At 67.7% G+C, this 17,891-nt stretch carries 15 protein-coding genes; 8 read left to right on the forward strand and 7 right to left on the reverse strand.

Annotated elements, in window-relative coordinates:
- Window positions 1-5: 5 nt before the first annotated feature.
- From G5B40_RS07360 to rsmI, 5 genes are read right to left on the reverse strand one after another with little or no spacing between them, the layout of a single operon-like run.
- Window positions 6-923, reverse strand: a complete 918-nt coding sequence (locus tag G5B40_RS07360; RefSeq protein WP_165096966.1) for an alpha/beta hydrolase — start codon at window positions 921-923, stop codon at window positions 6-8.
- Complete coding sequence (gshB, locus tag G5B40_RS07365; RefSeq protein WP_165096969.1) at window positions 923-1,882, reverse strand: glutathione synthase; 960 nt, start codon at window positions 1,880-1,882, stop codon at window positions 923-925. The genes G5B40_RS07360 and gshB overlap by 1 nt, the downstream gene beginning before the upstream one ends.
- Window positions 1,883-1,913: 31 nt before the next feature.
- The gene (locus tag G5B40_RS07370; RefSeq protein WP_165096972.1) at window positions 1,914-2,528 is read right to left on the reverse strand and encodes a BON domain-containing protein; all 615 of its coding nucleotides are present in this window, start codon (window positions 2,526-2,528) and stop codon (window positions 1,914-1,916) included.
- Between the two features lie 10 nt (window positions 2,529-2,538).
- The gene (locus G5B40_RS07375; RefSeq protein WP_165096975.1) at window positions 2,539-2,901 is read right to left on the reverse strand and encodes a YraN family protein; all 363 of its coding nucleotides are present in this window, start codon (window positions 2,899-2,901) and stop codon (window positions 2,539-2,541) included.
- Window positions 2,898-3,836, reverse strand: a complete 939-nt coding sequence (gene rsmI / locus G5B40_RS07380) for a 16S rRNA (cytidine(1402)-2'-O)-methyltransferase (protein WP_165096978.1) — start codon at window positions 3,834-3,836, stop codon at window positions 2,898-2,900. Before rsmI ends, G5B40_RS07375 begins: the two co-directional genes overlap by 4 nt.
- Before the next feature lie 73 nt (window positions 3,837-3,909).
- On the opposite strand from rsmI, the gene G5B40_RS07385 reads away from it, so the two are divergent.
- The 8 genes from G5B40_RS07385 (at window position 3,910) to G5B40_RS07415 (ending at window position 15,110) form a co-directional block, all read left to right on the forward strand.
- Entirely contained in the window at window positions 3,910-5,157 is a 1,248-nt protein-coding gene (locus G5B40_RS07385; RefSeq protein ID WP_165096981.1) for a penicillin-binding protein activator, read from the forward strand.
- Window positions 5,158-5,177: 20 nt separating this feature from the next.
- Window positions 5,178-7,976: a [protein-PII] uridylyltransferase gene (locus G5B40_RS07390; RefSeq protein WP_246209743.1), complete on the forward strand. Its 2,799-nt coding sequence runs from the start codon at window positions 5,178-5,180 to the stop codon at window positions 7,974-7,976.
- Window positions 7,973-9,529 (forward strand): murein biosynthesis integral membrane protein MurJ, encoded by a 1,557-nt coding sequence (murJ, locus tag G5B40_RS07395; protein ID WP_343040739.1) that lies wholly within the window; start codon window positions 7,973-7,975, stop codon window positions 9,527-9,529. The genes G5B40_RS07390 and murJ overlap by 4 nt, the downstream gene beginning before the upstream one ends.
- A gap of 70 nt (window positions 9,530-9,599) precedes the next feature.
- Window positions 9,600-10,673, forward strand: a complete 1,074-nt coding sequence (locus G5B40_RS07400; RefSeq protein ID WP_165096984.1) for an FAD-dependent oxidoreductase — start codon at window positions 9,600-9,602, stop codon at window positions 10,671-10,673.
- Window positions 10,674-11,098: 425 nt separating this feature from the next.
- Complete coding sequence (locus G5B40_RS21150) at window positions 11,099-11,401, forward strand: glutathione S-transferase N-terminal domain-containing protein (protein WP_246209744.1); 303 nt, start codon at window positions 11,099-11,101, stop codon at window positions 11,399-11,401.
- An 82-nt stretch (window positions 11,402-11,483) separates the two neighbouring features.
- Window positions 11,484-11,720, forward strand: a complete 237-nt coding sequence (locus G5B40_RS21155; protein ID WP_246209745.1) for a glutathione S-transferase family protein — start codon at window positions 11,484-11,486, stop codon at window positions 11,718-11,720.
- 95 nt (window positions 11,721-11,815) lie between these two features.
- A complete protein-coding gene (locus G5B40_RS07410; RefSeq protein WP_165096987.1) occupies window positions 11,816-12,943 on the forward strand; it encodes a TAXI family TRAP transporter solute-binding subunit in 1,128 nt (375 codons plus the stop codon).
- A 73-nt stretch (window positions 12,944-13,016) separates the two neighbouring features.
- Window positions 13,017-15,110 carry a TRAP transporter permease gene (locus tag G5B40_RS07415; RefSeq protein ID WP_246209747.1) on the forward strand — a complete coding sequence of 698 codons (2,094 nt, stop codon included), beginning with the start codon at window positions 13,017-13,019 and terminating at the stop codon, window positions 15,108-15,110.
- A gap of 73 nt (window positions 15,111-15,183) precedes the next feature.
- Here G5B40_RS07415 and glmM read toward each other — a convergent pair whose 3' ends face one another.
- Together glmM and folP are read right to left on the reverse strand one after the other, a co-directional pair.
- Window positions 15,184-16,518 carry a phosphoglucosamine mutase gene (glmM, locus tag G5B40_RS07420; protein ID WP_165096989.1) on the reverse strand — a complete coding sequence of 445 codons (1,335 nt, stop codon included), beginning with the start codon at window positions 16,516-16,518 and terminating at the stop codon, window positions 15,184-15,186.
- Window positions 16,515-17,534, reverse strand: coding sequence for a dihydropteroate synthase (gene folP / locus G5B40_RS07425; RefSeq protein ID WP_246209749.1), 1,020 nt, complete (start codon window positions 17,532-17,534; stop codon window positions 16,515-16,517). Before folP ends, glmM begins: the two co-directional genes overlap by 4 nt.
- Between the last annotated feature and the right edge of the window lie 357 nt (window positions 17,535-17,891).

Consider the following 17,891-nt stretch of genomic DNA (forward strand, 5'->3'; position numbering starts at 1 on the left):
GCGGATCAGCCTTCGGTGATCCGCGCGCGGATGAAGGCGCCGGCCCGGGCCAGCGCCTTGTCCGCCTCCGGCGCGTAGCCGCAGAAGATCTGCCATGCATGCGGCGCGCTCTGGAACCATTCCAGCCGAACCTCGCCGCCTGCGGCGCGGAGCTTTTCGGCCATCGTCGCCGCCTCGTCCTCGAGCAATTCGATCCGGCTCGCCTGGATCAGCACCGGCGGCGGCGCCGGGATGGCCGCCAGCAGCGGCGAGGCGGTCGGCGCGCCGGCATCCGCGGCGGAGACGTAATAATCGCGCGTCTCCGCAATCCTCGAAGCCGGCAACATCGGGTCCGAGCGCGCGTTCCGCTTGAGGCTCTTCTGGCTCAGCGTAAGATCCACCCAGGGCGAAAAGGCCGCGATGCAGGCAGGGTCCGGCAGCCCCGCCTCGCGCGCCGCGAGAAGCGTGGCGAAGGCGAGCCCACCCCCCGCGCTATCGCCGGCGAAGGCGATGCGCCGCGCCTTGTATCCGCATTCCAGCAGGTTCCGATAGCAGGCCAGCGCGTCCTCCACGGCGCAGGGCCAGCGGTTTTCCGGCGCCAGCCGATACGCCGGCGCGAGCGCCCGCGCCCCGGCATGACCGGCGAGCGTGGCGACGAGATGGCGATGCGTGGCCGGCGAGCCCATCAGATAGGCGCCGCCATGCAGATAGAGGACCACCGCGCGCCGGTCCGGCCGGCCCCGGCTGACCCATTCAATCGGGATCGGGCCTGCCGGCCCCTCGATGCGGCCGTCGATCATGTTCGCGCCCGCCGGCATCCGGAAAAGCCGTTCCGCCGTCGTCTCGAAACCCGCCCTGACCGCTTTCGGGTCCCGTGTCCGCGCGAGGCGCGGTTTCTCCACCAGCCGCAAGTAGAGCGATATCGCGGCGAGGCGGAGCGACATCAGCCGGCGCCGGCGCCCTCGGCGCGCCGCCTCTCGATGGCGTCCCAGATCAGCCCGGCGATATTGATCCCGTCGAAGCGCTGTAGCTCCTGTATGCCGGTCGGCGAGGTGACGTTGATCTCGGTCAGCAGGCCGCCGATCACGTCGATGCCGACGAAGATCAGCCCCCGCTCCCGCAGGAGCGGGCCGATCCTGGCGCATATCTCGCGGTCGCGGTCATCCATCGCGATCTTCTCTGCCCGCCCGCCGACATGCATATTGGAGCGGGTCTCGCCCTTGAGCGGCACGCGGTTGATCGCGCCCACGGCCTCGCCGTCCACCAGGATCACCCGCTTGTCGCCTTCGCTGACTGCAGGCAGGAACTTCTGCGCGATCAGCGGCTCGCGGTTGATCCCCGTGAACAATTCGTGCAGCGCGTTGAGATTGCTGTCGCCACCCTTGAGCTTGAACACCCCGGCCCCGCCATTCCCGTAGAGCGGCTTCAGAATCATGTCGCCATGCCGCTCGCGAAAGGCGCGGATATGGCTGAGGTTGCGGGCGATCATCGTCGGCGGCGAAAGATCGGCAAAATCCAGCACCAGCAGCTTTTCCGGGCAGTTCCGGACCCAGAACGGGTCATTCACCACCAACGTCTTCGGATGAATCCGCTCCAGGATATGGGTATTGGTGATGTAGCTCATATCGAAAGGCGGGTCCTGACGAAGCAGCACCACGTCCACCTTCGACAGATCGCGGGTCTCCGGCGCGCCGAGGGAGAAGTGATCGCCGCGCTTCCTGCGCACCGTCATCGGCCAACCCGAGGCGATCACCTTCCCCTCGTCGAGCGCCAGATCCTCGACATGGTAATAGAAGAGCGTGTGGCCCCGCGCCGCCGCCTCCTCGGCCAGTTGAAAGGTGCTGTCGGCGTCGATATCGACCTTGTCGATCGGGTCCATCTGTATGGCGACGGTCAGGCTCATCTGGGTTCCCCCGAAAGCGGCGGCGGATGTCTCAGCCGACAGCCCGGCGCGCGTCATGTTTGGTCAGCACATGACTGACCACTTCCTTCACGCCGTCAATCCGGCTGGCGAGATTCAGGACCCGTGAGAGTTCCGCCGCGTTCCGCGCGACGCCGATCACATGGACGACGCCGTTCACCGTCTCAACATTGTAGTTCACCCCGGAGATCTGCGTGTCCGCGAGAATCTCCGCCCGAAGCTGGGTGCTTATCCAGAGGTCGCTACCGTAGCTCATCAGCCCGGGATCCTCCTCCACGGTGATTTCGTTCACCAGTTCGGTGACGTCGGGCGTCGACCAGACCAGTTCCGCCGCGCGGATGCTTTCTTCCTGCCGCGGAACTGAGCCCGTCAGAAGGACGCGCCCCTCCACCACCTCGGTCGAAATGTCTGCGAAGAGGCCATAATCCTCGTTGAGGAACTTGTTGTTGATCGTCAGCTGGATTTCGGTGTCTGTCAGCGCCTGTCGCGTCGATCGCTCCTGCGCAACCGACACGCCGGTCGTCGCCAGAGCGCCGCCGACCAAGGTCGCCGCCACGCAGCCGGAGAGACTCGTAGCCGCCAGAAGCGCGACGCCTGCGGCGCGCGCGAACGCAATATCTTTGCCCATTTTCTCGCCTCTAGCCTCTGATGCGGGCGTTTCTGATTATCTCCGCCGACCCGTCCACGCCCACGAGGGCGAGGTCGAAGCGCAGCGGGATGTCGCCCGTTCCACTCTCCACCATATACGTTTCCGCCGCAGCCTCCAAGCGCCGCCATTGTCTTTCGCCGACAGGGTCTTCACCGAGCGACTTCTCGCGACGCTTCACCTCAACGAAAACGATGGTTTCAGGTTCGCGGAAAATCAGGTCGATCTCACCCGCGGCGCAGCGCCAGCGCCGCGCGAGGAGCCCGGCGCCGGCCGCTGCGTAGAGCCGTGCGACGCTGTCCTCCGCCGCCAGCCCGGTGCGGTGGTTCAGCCCGCCCCGCCAAGCGCGGCTCATGTTTCGTCCGTCTCCGTCGTCAGCGCCAGCGCGCGGGCGTAGACCGCGCGGCGCGGCAGGCCGAGCGCGCCGGCGACCGTCGTCGCGGCGTCCCGCACCCCCATCTCGCGAAGCGCGGCGCGAAGCGCGGCGTCGGTTTCATCCGCCCCCGGCGCGCATTCCTCCGGCGGGCCGACGCAGACCACGATCTCACCCTTCGGCGCCGACCCGTCATAGTTCTCCGCGAGCGCGGCGAGCGTTCCGCGCCGCACCTCCTCGTGAAGTTTGGTCAACTCCCGACAGACCGCCGCGCGCCGCTCGCCACCGAAGACGTGCGTCATGTCGGCGAGCAGCGCCCCGAGCCGGCGCGGGCTCTCATAAAAGACCAACGTCGCCGGCACGGCTTTCAGCGCCGCCAGATCGGCCCGCCGCGCCGCCTGCTTCGGGGCTGTGAACCCGGCGAACATGAACCGGTCGGTCGGCAGCCCGGCGACAGACAACGCCGCCAGAACGGCGGACGCCCCCGGCAGAGCGACGACCTTGAGGCCGCGCCCGATCGCCGCCTCGGCCAGCTTCCAGCCCGGATCGGCGATCAGCGGCGTGCCGGCGTCGGTGACGCAGACGACGCTCTCCCCCGCCTCGATCCGCGCCAGAATACCGGGGCGCACAGCTTCGCCGTTATGGTCGTGGTAGGCGATGAGCGGGCGCCCGGCGCGCGGAACGCCGTGGATCGACATCAGCTTCAACGCCCGACGCGTGTCTTCCGCCGCGATGGCGTCGGCGCGCGTCAGCGCGTCGAGCGCGCGCAATGTCACGTCGCCCGCCGCCCCGATCGGCGTCGCCGCCAGATAGAGCCCGGCGGGAAGCCGGTCGCGGCTGTAGATAACCGCCGGGGGCGCGCCCGAACCGGAGGTTTCACCCGCAGGCCCGCGTTTACTTTGTTTTGTCCGGGCCATAGTCTCCTCCCGCGTCGTCGTCTCGCGTCAGGCGGTCGGCCGCCGGACCGCCTGCTGCGAGGAGACCCAGAACATGCGCCAGAGCGCAACCACCGTAGCCGATATTTTCTCACGCGCCGCGCGCACCGCGCTGCGCATCGCCACAGTGACCATCGCCGCCGGCGCCCTCGCCGCCTGCGCCTCCGCGCCGCCTTCGGCGCGCGTCTCTGATGGCGGATCGGGGGGCGGCGGGTCCTCTCGCGCCGCCGACGCGCCGACGCCGCGAGTCGATCCGAACGCACCGATCCGCATCGCGCTTCTCGCGCCGACGACCGCCGCCAGCCGGACGGCGAGCCGGATCGCGCAGGACCTGACCGCAGCGGCGCAGATCGCGCTCTCGCAGCACGGCCCCGCCAATCTCACGATGAAAGTCTACGACACCGACGGCACCACCGCCGGGGCCGCGACCGCCGCCGGCCACGCCGTGCGGGAGGGTGCGACGCTGATTCTCGGTCCGCTGACAGCCGAGTCGACCGCTTCAGCGGCGCCTGTCGCCGCCCGCGCCGGGCTGAACATGATCTCCTTCTCGAGCGACCCCAGCGTCGCTGGCGGCAATGTCTGGGTGCTCGGACAGCTGGTCGGCGACGAGATGCGCCGCGTATTCGGCTACGCCGGATCGCAGGGCGTCGGCGCCATCGCGGTGATCCACCCGAATGACCGCTATGGAAAGGCCGTAGCCGCGGCTTCGGGCGCCGCCGCGAGGGACGCCGGCGTCAGGGTCGGCCCCGTCCTCGGCTATGAGCGCAGCTTCGAAGGCATCGAAGCCGCCACCAAGGCGAACGCCGGCTCGATCCGCAGCTCCGGCGCAGATGGCGTCCTGATCGCGGATCACGGCGACGGGCTGCGCTCCACGGCGTCGTTCCTTAGCTATTACGACGTCTCCCCGCGCAGTTTCCGCTTTCTCGGGCTCAGCCGCTGGGACGACCCGAACAACGCGTCCGAGTCGCCGCTCCAGGGCGGCTGGTTCGCGGCGGCGGACCCGGCGCGACACGCCGCCTTCACGGAAAATTTCGCGATGAAGTTGAGCCGCCAGCCCTCTCCGCTCGCCACGATCGGATATGACGCCGTGGTCGCCGCCTCCGACATCCTCAAGGCGGCGAAGACGGGCGGCCCGCCCGCCTTCACAGCGGCGGCGATCTCCGCCGGCGTCCATGAAGGCGCGACCGGAACATTCCGGCTGACCGAGGACGGCCTGAACCGCCGCGCGCTCGCGGTCATGGAGATGACCGCCGATGGTCCGGCCGTGCTCGATCCGGCCCCCTTCGCCGCGCCCGGCGCCTGATACGCGCGAGGACGGGAACGATGGCGGGCGCGATGGACGCCGGGGGCGCGATACCCGGCCCCGGCGACGGAGAAGCGCCCGTCGTCCCGGCGGCGCGTCCCACACGCGAATCCCTCGCCGCGGCGCTGGAGGCGGCCGCGGGCGCCGAAGATTCCCGCGCCGCTGCGATCGAGGCTCTGAAAGCCGCGCTGAACGATGGGCGCAGCGCCGCGCTGGCGCTCCTCGGCGGGGCCCGCGACGGCGGCCCGCGCACCGCGCGCGCGCTTTGCGAGGCGATCGACCTCGTCGTGACCGGCGCGCTCGACTTCGCGGCGAACGCATTGCATCCGAACCACGCCCGTGGCGCCTCGGAATCCTTCGCCGTCGTCGCCACCGGTGGCTATGGGCGCGGCGAGATGGCGCCGTTCTCCGATGTCGATCTGCTGTTTCTCACGCCCTACAAGAAAACGCCCTGGATCGAACAGGTGATCGAGGCGACGCTCTACATCCTCTGGGATCTGAAGCTAAAGGTCGGCCACGCCACGCGCTCGGTTGCGGAATGCCTGCGCCTGTCGAAGGAAGACATCACAATCCGCACCTCGCTGCTGGAGAAGCGCTATCTCTGGGGCGACAGGACGCTGGCGGAAAAGCTCCGCATCACGCTGCGGAAGGAGGTATTCCTCTCCACCGGAGCCGAGTTCGTCGAGGCGAAGCTCGCCGAGCGCGACGCCCGCCACGCCAAGCACGGCGGCTCGCGCTATCTCGTCGAGCCGAACATCAAGGAGGGCAAGGGCGGGCTTCGCGATCTTCAGACGCTGTTCTGGATCGCGAAATATGTCTACGATGTCGAGGAGGTCTCCGCCCTGATCGAGAAGGGCGTCCTTAAGGCGGACGAGGCGGAAATATTCGCCGCCGCCGCAACCTTCCTCTGGACGGTGCGCTGCCATCTTCATCTCGTCGCCGGGCGGGCGCAGGAGCGGCTGACCTTCGACTTCCAGGTTGAGATCGCCGCGCGCCTCGGCTTCGAGCCGCAGGGCGGCAAGCGCGCGGTCGAGGTGTTCATGCAGCGCTACTACCGCCACGCCAAGGACGTGGGCGACCTCACCCGCTTCTTCTGCGCGGCGCTGGAGGCGGATCAGAAAAAGGCCCGCCCCGGCCTCGGCGCGCTGATCCGCGCCTTCTCGTTCGGGGCGACGCGCTCAGACGCGACCGGCCTGGTGATCCGCGACGGCCGTCTCGACATCAGCGACGAGAGCTGGCTCGACGACGACCGGCTCAACATACTCCGGCTCTTCGAGGAAGGACTGAAGACCGGCGCCCTCATCCACCCGAACGCGCACCGCATGGTGGCGCGCAAGCTCCACCTGATCGATGACGCGTTCCGCGCCGATCCGGAGGCGAACGCGATCTTCCTCAATCTTCTCGTGTCCAGCGGCGATCCGGAGCGCGCCCTCAGACGGATGAACGAGACCGGCGTCCTCGGGGCGTTCATCCCGGAATTCGACCGCATCGTCTCGCTGATGCAGTTCAACATGTATCACCATTACACGGTGGACGAGCACACGATCCTCGCGATCGGCGGGCTCCACAGCCTGGCGAAAGGCGAGTTGGCCAGCGAACTTCCCGTCTCCACCCGCATCGTCGCCCAGGGCGTCGACATGACGGTGCTCACGCTCGCGCTCCTGCTCCACGACATCGGCAAGGGCAGCACCCGCCCGCATGAGGAGGTCGGGGCCGAGATCGCCGCCAGCCTCTGCCCCCGGCTCGGCCTGACGGAGGGGCAGACCGAACTCGTCGAATGGCTTGTCCGCCACCACCTGATCATGTCCGACACCGCGCAAAAGCGCGATATCTCCGACCCCGCGACCGTGCGCGCCTTCGCCGATCAGGTGCGCAGCGTCGAGCGGCTGAAGCTGCTGCTCGTCGTCACCTCGCTCGACATCCGCGCCGTCGGCCCCAATGTCTGGAACAACTGGAAGGCGCAGCTCCTGCGCGCGCTTTACAGGGATACGCTGGGCGAGCTTGGCGTCGGCAACGAACGGCTGAGCCGCGCCGATCTGGTTGAGGAGGCGAAGGACCTGCTTCTCGTGCGTCTCACCACCTGGAAACCCGAGGAGATCGAAGCCTGGTTCGCCCGCCACCAACCACCCTACTGGCTCGGCCTCGACACCGATACGCAGGAGCGGCTGGCGGAGATCGGCCGGAACGCGAAACCCGAACACGTCCATTCCCGCTTCGACAACGACCCGGCGCGCGACGCGACGCGCTGCTGTCTCTATCTCGCCGATCATCCCGGGCTCTTCAGCCGGGTCGCCGGCGCGCTGGCGCTCGCCGGCGCCTCGGTCCGCGACGCGCGCGTCTTCACCGCCTCCGACGGCATGACGACCGCAGTCTTCTGGATGCAGGACCACGACGGCGCCCCGTTCGAACAATCGCGCCACGAACGGCTGAAGAAATCGATCCACCGGGCCCTGCGCGGCGAATTCGTCGCCCGCGACGCGCTGAAGCCGAAACGCGGGATGAAGCGCCGCGAGCGACCATTCGACGTGCCGACGACGATCACCTTCGACAATGACAGCTCCGATCTCTACACCGTGATCGAGGTCGACACCCGCGACCGGGTCGGCCTTCTCTACGATCTCGCGCGCGTTCTCGCGGCGGCGGGCGTCAACACTTCCTCCGCCGTGATCACCACCTTTGGCGAGCAGGTCGTCGACAGCTTCTACGTCAAGGACATTTTCGGCCTGAAGATCCGCTCCGCCGCCAAGCAGAAATCCATCGAGAAAAAGCTTCGCGACGCCATCCGCCGCGCGGCGGACGAGGCCGGGGACGCCGCGTGAGCGAAGCCGGAGCGCGGCCGATCCGTCTCCTGCGCGCTTTCGCCGCCGTCGGCTCCTGGACCATGGCCAGCCGCGTCCTCGGATTCGTGCGCGACGTGATGATCGCCGGCCTCCTCGGCGCCGGGCCGGTGGCGGAAGCGTTCTTCGTCGCCTTTCGTCTGCCCAACATGTTCCGCCGCTTCTTCGCCGAGGGCGCGTTCAACATGGCGTTCGTTCCTCTCTTCGCGAAACGGCTGGAGGGCGGCGAAGACCCGAAGGGCTTCGCGGAGGAAGCGATGGCCGGGTTGATCGCCGTCCTTCTGCTTCTCACCATTTTGGCGCAGATATTCATGCCGACGCTGATCCTCGTCCTCGCCGCGGGCTTCGCGGACGACCCCGAACGCTTCCGCCTCGCCACACTCTACGGGCGCATCCAGTTCCCCTATCTTTTCTGCATGGCGCTCACCGCGCTTTTCTCCGGCGTTCTCAACGCCATGGGCCGCTTCGCCGCGCCCGCCGCGGCGCCGGTCCTGCTCAACATCATCCTGATCGGCGCCATGACGGTCGCGGTCGGGGCGGCGGCGCCGGTCGGATCGGCGCTGGCGCTCGGCGTGCTCGCCGCCGGTTTCGCGCAGGTCTGGCTGGTGGCGCGGGCGGCGCGCATGGCGGGGATGACGCTGGCGTTCCGCCGGCCGCGATGGAGCCCGGCCATGCGCCGGCTGGTCGCGCTCGGCGTTCCCGGCGCGCTCGCCGGCGGGGTGATGCAGATCAATCTCCTGATCGGCACGGCCATCGCCAGCTTCTTCACCGGCGCCATCGCCTGGCTCTCCTATTCCGACCGACTCTACCAGCTGCCGCTCGGCGTCGTCGGCGTCGCGATCGGCGTCGTCCTTCTCCCCGAGCTTTCCCGCCGCGTTCGCGCAGGGGACGATGACGGCGCGCGCAACGCCTTTTGTCGCGCAACCGAATTCTCGATGGCGCTGACGCTTCCCGCCGCCGCCGCGCTCGCCGCCATCGCCGGGCCGCTCGCCTCGGTCCTTTTCGCCCGCGGCGCCTTCACCGCCGCTGACGCCGCCGCGGTCGCCGCGGCCACCGCGATCTTCGCGTTCGGGCTTCCGGCGTTCGTCATGCAGAAGGTCGTCCAACCCGCCTTCTTCGCGCGCGAGGATACGAAATCGCCCCTCCGCTACGCGCTCGCCTCCGTCGCGCTCAACACCGCGATTTCCCTCGCCGGCGCGCCGCTGATCGGCTGGCTGGCGATCCCGATCGGCACGATGCTAGCCGGCTGGCTCAACCTCGCTCTGCTCTGGCGCGGCGCGCGCGCATTCGGCGCCGCCGTGCGGCCGGACGAACGCCTAAGCCGCCGCCTGCCCCGCATTCTCGTCGCGAGCGTCCTGATGGCCGTCGCGGTCCGGTTCGGCGCGGAGATCTTCTCCGGCGCGCTCGCCGCGCCCGGCCTTCGCTACGCCGCGCTCGCCCTGCTCGTCGCTTTCGGCGGCGCGCTTTACAGCGCGCTCGCGCTGGCCTTCGGAGCGGCCTCGATGGCCGATCTGAAGGCCGCCCTTCGCCGCTGACGCCGCCGGGGCTGGCCGCCGCCGCCGCGCACCCTCATAATCCGGCTGGGAACGCCATCGGAGAGGCGGCATGGCGAAAGCTCTGAACATCCTGATCGCAGGCGCCGGCCCGACCGGGCTGACGGCGGCGCTGGAGCTCGCGCGCCGCGGCGTAATCGCGACGGTGATCGAACGGCGCAAGACCCCCTCCCCGTTCAGCCGCGCCGTCGGGATCACCACGCGGTCGCTCCAACTGCTCAACCCGAGCGGCGTCGCCGACCGGCTGATCGCCGAGGGCGTGACCGTCAGGAAAGCCCGGCTCTACCGGGGTGAGCGCCGCCTCCTGACCATTCCCTTCCAGTCGGAGACCGCATTCTTCCCGCATATCCTCGCCCTGCCGCAGGATCGAACCGAACGCGCCCTCGCCGACGCCTTCCGCGCGCTCGGGGGCGAGGTCCGCTACGATCTCGCGCTGGAAAGCGCCGCGCCCGACCCCGAGGGCGTCAACGTCCGCCTCACGGACGGGGTGGAAGCGCGCTTCGACCACCTGATCGGCGCCGACGGCGTCCACAGCCTGACGCGGAAGGCGGCGGAGGTCGCGTATCATGGCCATGACCTCCCCGGAAAATGGGCGATCGCCGATGTCGACGCCGAGGACTGGCCCCACCCGACCGCCTTCACCGCCACGCTCGGCGCGCCGGGCAAGATCGCGGTCGTCGTCCCGATTGGCGTGAAGCGCTACCGTGTCATCTCCAACACGCCGGATGCGCTGAAGGCGCTCGCCATGCCGCTGGAAGTCACGAACATCCGCCGCGCCGCCGCCTTCACCATCTCGGTCCGGCAGGCCGGGCGCTACTCCACCGGCCGCATCCACCTCGCCGGCGATGCGGCGCATTGCCATTCACCGGTCGGCGGGCGCGGCATGAATCTCGGCATCAGCGACGCCGCCGAACTGGCGCGGCGCCTCGTCGAAGGCGGCCTCGACGACTATTCCCCGCTCCGTGAGAAGGAGGGCCGCGAAACCATCGCCGCAACCGAACGCGCCCGAAAACTCGTCACCGCCCCCGGCCCGGCCCGCCGCGCGCTTTTCACAACCGCGGCGTCCCTCATCGACCGGATCGGCCCCCTCAAACGCCGCATCGGACGCTTTGCGGTGGAGGCGTGAGGGGAACAAAGGGTCTGACAGGAAGGTTAGCAGCTTCGACTTGGAGTTGCGTTCGACCATCGGCGTCACATGCTGCGCTATGGGCGGTCAGACCGGGCGGTCGCCGCAGTTGAAAACCACTTGACGGCCGAACTCGTTTTGCGCAGCCGAAGCCGCCTTCACCCTGGTCGAGAAGGATAACTTTCTTGCTCCGCTCGAAGAGCCGCCTGCGTTTCGAAAGGCGATGGCATAATCCATGATCTCGCCATGACGACCGCCGGATTCGACGGGCGAGAGAGGCGCCTCTCAAACCATTACTTTCCGTTTTTCTCAATAAATCAATTGCTTAACCCCCTTATCGCGTGCGATAATGCGTTTTTCTCCGCTTCCAGCGGCGCGGCGCGGGCGAATCCGTCACCTTTCCCTAAACCGTGCCGGAGGCTCCCATGCTCACCGTCTATCACCGGAACAATTCCCGCGCGCAGCGCATCCTCTGGCTCCTTGAAGAACTCGCCGTTCCCTATGGGCTGAAGACCTGCCAGCGCGACGTCGCCACCAGTCTCGCGCCATCGGCGTTGAAAAAGGCTCACCCGCTCGGCAAGGCCCCGATGGCCGAGGACGAAGGCCGCCTGATTGTCGAAAGCGCCGCCATCGTCGGGTATCTCTGCGCCCGCCACGACCCGCATCTGATCCCGCCCGCCGGTTCCGGCGCCCATATCGATCATCTCGCACTGATGCATTTCGCGTAAGGCTCGGCGATGCTCACGATCCTGCTCAACCCCTACACAGGCCGCCTCGGCGACGCGGCCGCGCCGCTGAAACCGTGGATCGATGAGCGACTGGCCAGCCCATTTCGGCTACATGGAGGCGACCCTCAGTCCCTCAGGCCATTTCGTCCTCGATGATCTTCCGGCCGCCGACGTGATGCTGAACTTCACGGCCGAGATCGCGATCAGCCGGGGCACGGGCGAGCGCCTTCCGAAGCTGGCGGCGTTCGTCGCCACGATTCACGAACGTCCGGCGTGGAAGCGCGCGCTGAAGGTCGGCGGCGACTACGCCTTCGCGTGAACGCTCTGCTTCGCGCTTGAACTCCCACCCTCCGGCTGGTCATATCCCGTTCGAGAGCCGCCCGTTCATGATGCGGCGCGTAAAGGGAGAACAAGATGAAATTCACCAGCATGATCGCCGTCGCGGCGCTGGCGGCCGGCGGCGCCGCGGCGCAGGAGCTGCCGGACCAGCTCGCCTGGACCGCCTACGACACCGGCTCGGCCGGCTATAACCAGGCCGTCGCCATCGGCGCCGCGCTTCAGAACGCCACGGGCACCAGTCTGCGGGTGCTGCCAGGCAAGAATGACGTCTCGCGCACCGAACCGCTGCGCCAGGGCAAGGTCGATTTCTCCGCCACCGGCGTCGGCGGCTCCTTCATGGCGCAGGAAGGCGTCTTTGCTTTCGGTGCGAAAAACTGGGGCCCGCAGAAGGTGCGCGTCCTGCTCGCCAACAATGGCGGCACAGTCGGGCTCTCCGTCGGCGTGGCTGGTGATATCGGGGTCGAGAACTACAGTGACCTGAAAGGCAAGCGTGTCGCTTGGGTCAAGGGCGCGCCAGCACTCAACGTCAATTCAACCGCCTATCTCGCCTATGGCGGACTCACCTGGGACGATGTCGAACGGGTGGAGTTCGGTGGATTCGGCGATAGCTGGAAGGGGCTGACCAACAACCAGGTCGACGCCGCCTTCGCCTCCACGAACTCCGGCCTCGCCTATGAGGCCGCCGCCGGCCCGCGCGGCCTTACCTGGCCGCCGATCGATCCGGACAACGCGGAAGGGCTCGCCGCGATGCGGGATGTCGCGCCCTTCTTCACGGCGATGACCGCGACCGTCGGCGCGGCGATCGATGGCGGCCCGGGTGCGCCCACCGCCAGCTACGCCTATCCGGTGCTGACCGCGATGGATACGCAGGACGAGGATCTCGTCTATGCGATGACAAAGGCGATGGTGGAGCTTTTCCCTGAGTACAAGGACAAGGCCCCCGGCATCAACGGCTGGGCGCTGGAGATGCAGAACTTCGAATGGGTCGCGCCCTATCACGCCGGCGCCGTGCGTTATTTCAAGGAAGTCGGCGTCTGGACCGACGCCGCCGAGGCGCACAACACCAAGCTCATCGCCAAGCAGGAAGCGCTCGGCGCCGCCTGGGAAGAGCTGAAGGCCGAGGACCCCGAAGACTGGGAGGCCGCATGGGCCGTCAAGCGCAAGGAGGCTCTGAAGGCCGGGGGCTTCGCCATCGTATTCTGAACGCCCGCTGCTAATCCCGGGCGCGGCGGTTCGACGTCGCGCCCGGTTGTCGCCATTCTGACGGGCGAGGTGAATGGACCATTCAGAGAAACTCGAGGCTGCAGGGGCGCCGCAGGCGCCTCTGCCGCCGGCCGCGCAGATCGCGGTCGGCGCACTGACCCTGGCGGCGGTCGCCGTCTCGATCCATCAGCTCTTCAATATCCAGCTGTTCGGGATCGTACTGATCGAGGGGCGATATCTCTACGTCCTCGCCGGCCTCTTTCTCGCGCTCGCATTCGTCGTCTTTCCCAACCGCGCCGGCGACCGGCCGCAACTCATGGATTGGGCGCTTCCGACGGCGCTCGCAGCGATCGGCGTCATCTTGCCGGTGATCGGGGCGACCTATCTACTCTCCGGCACGATTCTGTCGCTCGGCGCCCTGACAATCCCGCTACGGTCGGCGCAGATGGCGGCGATCCGCGACTGGACGCTCTTCGCCATTTCGTTGGCGGCCAGCGGCTATTTCATCTGGAACGCGGAGACCGCGCTCGACATGGGGTGGGAGTTCGCGGCCCCCGACTCGGCGCGCTGGCTCTCTATCCTGTTCTATCTGCTGATCCTGGAGGGAACGCGTCGCGCCGGCGGTCTTGTCCTCTTCATCATCGTGCTGCTTTTCTCGCTCTACCCGACCGTCGCCGACCAGATGCCCGGGCCGATCTCCGGCTTCGCGTCGCCGTTCTGGGATCTCGCGCCCTATCACATGATTTCGTCCGAAAGCTCCTTCGGCATCCCGATGCGGGCGTTCGGATCGCTCGTTATCGGCTTCATCCTTTTCGGCGCGGTGCTGCAGCAGACCGGCGGCGGCAAGTTCTTCAACGACCTCGCGCTCGCCCTCGTCGGGCGCTATCGGGGTGGGGCCGCGAAGGTCGCAATCTTCGCCTCCGGCTTCATGGGTTCGATGTCCGGATCGGTGATATCCAACGTCCTGACCACCGGCGCCGTCTCGATCCCGGCGATGAAGCGGACCGGATTCTCCGCTCGCCACGCCGCGGCGACTGAGGCCTGCGCGTCGACCGGCGGCGTCCTCATGCCGCCAATCATGGGCGCGACCGCCTTCGTCATGGCTTCGTTCCTGTCACGGCCCTATATCGACATCGCGCTCGCAGCGGCGATTCCGTCGCTCCTGTTCTATTTTGGCCTTTTCGCGCAGATCGACGCCTATGCGGCGCGGCGCGGTCTCAAGGGGCTGGAGCGGGCTGAGGTCCCGTCACTGCGCGGCGCGATGCGCGAGGGCTGGCCCTACATCCTCGTCTTCGCGGTGCTGATCTATCTGATGGTGGCGCTGCGGATGGAGCGGCTGGCGCCGTTCTACGCGACCGGGCTCTTGCTCCTCATCAACCAGTTGCTGCGCCGCCACCGTTTCAGCTGGGCGAGCTTTGGCGCGATGATCGTCGGCGTCGGCAAAGCGCTGGCGGAGCTCACCGCCGTGCTGCTCGGGGTCGGGTTGATCGTCGGTGCGTTCTCCGCCACCGGACTGGCGGGGACGCTGGTCAACGAGTTGATCTTCATCGCCGGCGCCTCGACCATCGCGCTTCTTCTCATGGGCGCCGTCACGGCCTTCATCTTCGGCATGGGGATGACCGTGACCGCCTGCTACATCTTTCTCGCCGTGGTGCTCGCGCCGGCGCTGGAGCAGGCCGGGCTGAACCAGCTCGCGGTTCATCTCTTCATCCTCTACTGGGGCATGGTCAGCTATATCACGCCCCCGGTGGCGCTCGGCGCCTTCGCCGCGGCGACTATGGCGGGCGCCGGGCCGATGCGCACCGGGCTGGAGGCAATGCGGCTGGGCGGCGTGATCTACGTCGCGCCCTTCCTCTTCATCCTCAATCCGGCGCTGGTCGGGGAGGGCTCGGCGCTGGAGATCATGCTGACGCTCTCCACCGCGCTTTGCGGCATCTGGCTGATCTCATCCGCGCTCCAGGGCCATGTCAGCTTGATCGGCGGGCTCGGCTCGGGCGTCCATGGCGTGGCGCTTCGAGCGACGTTGGCGCTCGGCGGGCTGTTGCTGGCGTTGCCGGGCGGCGGCGTACTCGGGATGTCGCAGGGTCTGCTATTCGGGGCCGGGGTGGCGTTCGCCGCGCCGGCGCTCATGTTCGCCGGCCTCAACCGGCCCGCCCGACCCGCCTGAGCCGCCGGTACGTCCAGCCGGGTTCAAAGGGACCCGCGGCCAAACGGGTCCGAGCGTCACAAAGTCGCGCCGTTCAGGCGGCGGCGACCTCGGCCGATATCGCGGAGACGACGGCGCGGATCAGCGACTCGTCTTCACCTTCGGCCATCACGCGGATCAGCGGCTCCGTTCCCGACTTACGGATCAGCAGACGTCCAGTCCCGGCGAGACGCGCTTCAGCTTCGTCGATCGCAGCCCGCACCGCCGGAGCTGAAAGCGGGTCTGCGCCGGAGGCCTCGAAGCGAATATTCTCCAGCACCTGCGGCATCGCCTCGAACATCGCGCAGACATCGGAGGCGGACCGCCCCTCGGTCTGCATCGCCGCCATCACCTGTAGGGCGGCGATCAGGCCGTCGCCGGTGGTCGCGTAATCGGAAAGCACGACATGGCCGGACTGTTCCCCCCCTACATTCATGCCGCGCGCGCGCATTTCGGCAACCACGTGCCGGTCGCCGACCGGCGTGCGGATCAGACCGACGCCGATACCCTCAAGCATCCGCTCTAGGCCCATGTTCGACATCACAGTGGTCACCACCGCGTCGCCGGCCAGTCGCCCGGCCGCGCGCCAGCCCGCCGCGATCAGCCCGATGATTTGGTCGCCATCCACTACTCTGCCGGTCTCGTCGATCAGAATCGCCCGATCAGCGTCGCCATCGAGCGCGACACCGATATCCGCGCCGTTGGCGACGACCCATTCGGCGCAGATTTTCGGATCGGTAGACCCGCAATTGCGATTGATATTCCGGCCATCCGGTTCGACCGCCAGCGGCAGCACGTCGGCGCCAAGCTCCCAGAGCACCGTGGGCGCGGTCCGGTAAGCGGCGCCATTGGCGCAATCGACAACGATCTTCAGCCCGTCAAGCGAAAGCGATTTCGGGAAGCTCGCCTTCGCGATCTCGATATAGCGGCCCGCGGCGTCGTCGATCTGCTTGGCCCGGCCGATATCCGACGCCGCGGCGAGGCGCGGCTCATCCATCATCGCCTCGATCGCCGCCTCGTCCTCGTCCGAAAGCTTGTAGCCGTCCGGCCCGAAGAACTTCACCCCGTTATCGGTGAAAGGATTATGCGAGGCGGAGATCATCACGCCGATATCCGCGCGCATCGACTTGGTCAACATTCCGACCGCCGGCGTCGGAATCGGGCCGGTGAGCAGCACCTCCATGCCGACCGAAGTGAATCCGGCCTCCATCGCCCCCTCGATCATGTAGCCGGAAAGCCGCGTGTCTTTGCCGATCACCACGCGGTGTCGATGTGCGCCCCGCGTGAAATACCGCCCGGCGGCCATGGCGAGCTTCATCGCCGTCTCGGCCGTCATCACGCCGTTATTGGCCTCGCCGCGCACGCCGTCCGTTCCGAAAAACCTGCTCATTCGTCGTCTCCGTCGAACCACGCCGCCGCACGCCAGACGTCGAGCGCCTGGCGCGTCTGCGCGACATCATGAACGCGGAAGACATGCGCGCCCCGCCCCGCCCCGGCCAGCGCCGCGCCGATGGAACCGGCGACGCGATCCGCCGCATTCTCCACTCCAGTCAGCCTGCCGATGAACGCCTTGCGCGAAGCCCCGAGCATCACGGCGCAGCCCAGCCCGTGAAACGCCGCCAATCCGCCGATCAATGTAAGATTATGCGCCAGGGTCTTGCCGAAACCAATGCCGGGGTCGACGACGATACGCCCGCGGGGCACCCCGGCCTTCACGCAGACTGCGACGCGGGACTCCAGCCAGTCATATACCTCGATCAGGACGTTGCGATAGCGCGGCGCGTCCTGCATCGTCTTGGGGTCTCCCTGAGCGTGCATCAGACAGACGGCGCCGCCAAACTCTACCACCGTCCCCAGACTTTCTTCGTCATGGGTCAACGCCGAGACGTCATTCAGCATTGCGGCGCCGGCCTCGAACGCCGCGCGCGCCGTCGCGGCGTTCCTCGTATCGATCGAGATCGGCGCGGACAATCCCGCCTTTTTCAAACCCTCGATCACGGGCAGTACGCGGTCCTGCTCAGCCGCAGGTTCGAGCGGATCAGAACCTGGCCGGGTCGATTCCCCGCCGACATCGATGAAATCGGCGCCCGAAGCCGCCATCTCGAGCCCGCGCTCGACCGCCGCGGCGACGCTTTCGCCGGGCCGCCCGTCGGAGAAGCTGTCTGGCGTGACGTTAAGCACCCCAAGGATTCTTGGCCTGTCCATCGTTACGCCCATCAGCGGCGGGCGCGGTGCGGCGAGCAGTCGAAGCGCCTCCGGCGCCACTGATTTCAGCGGCAGCCGACGCGCCTCGCGATTGAGCCCCACCGTCTCCATCTTGTTGAAACGGATCGGGCCACCCGCAAGCGGTATGCCGTCTTCGCCGCCCCCGGCGTCGCAAATCGGCCGCAAAAGAAAATCGCGCAAATCCTCGCCTCCATCACCGGCGAATCGGGGTAGCCGATTCCGGCGCGGGGGGCAAACGAGCTTATTCTTACAGTCTATTTTCGTTAATTATATTTGTCTTGACTGCGCTGTGTGCTACATATCGGAAATACTGATAAACGCCCTAATCCGCGATCGTCGCCGGGACGGAAATTCACTATCAACGATCAAACCCGAGCGGTGTCGGAAACCAAGGGGGCGACCAGTTATCAACATCTGCGCAAAAGCGTTGTGACGCAGGGTGACGACTGCGGGACACGCGCCGATATCCGGACGCGAGCAGGCGCGCGGCTGGCGGCGCATTCGATCCTGGAGAGCGCGGATGCCGGAAGCGGGGCG

This window comes from Pikeienuella piscinae, from assembly GCF_011044155.1.
GTDB classification, from domain to species: domain Bacteria; phylum Pseudomonadota; class Alphaproteobacteria; order Rhodobacterales; family Rhodobacteraceae; genus Pikeienuella; species Pikeienuella piscinae.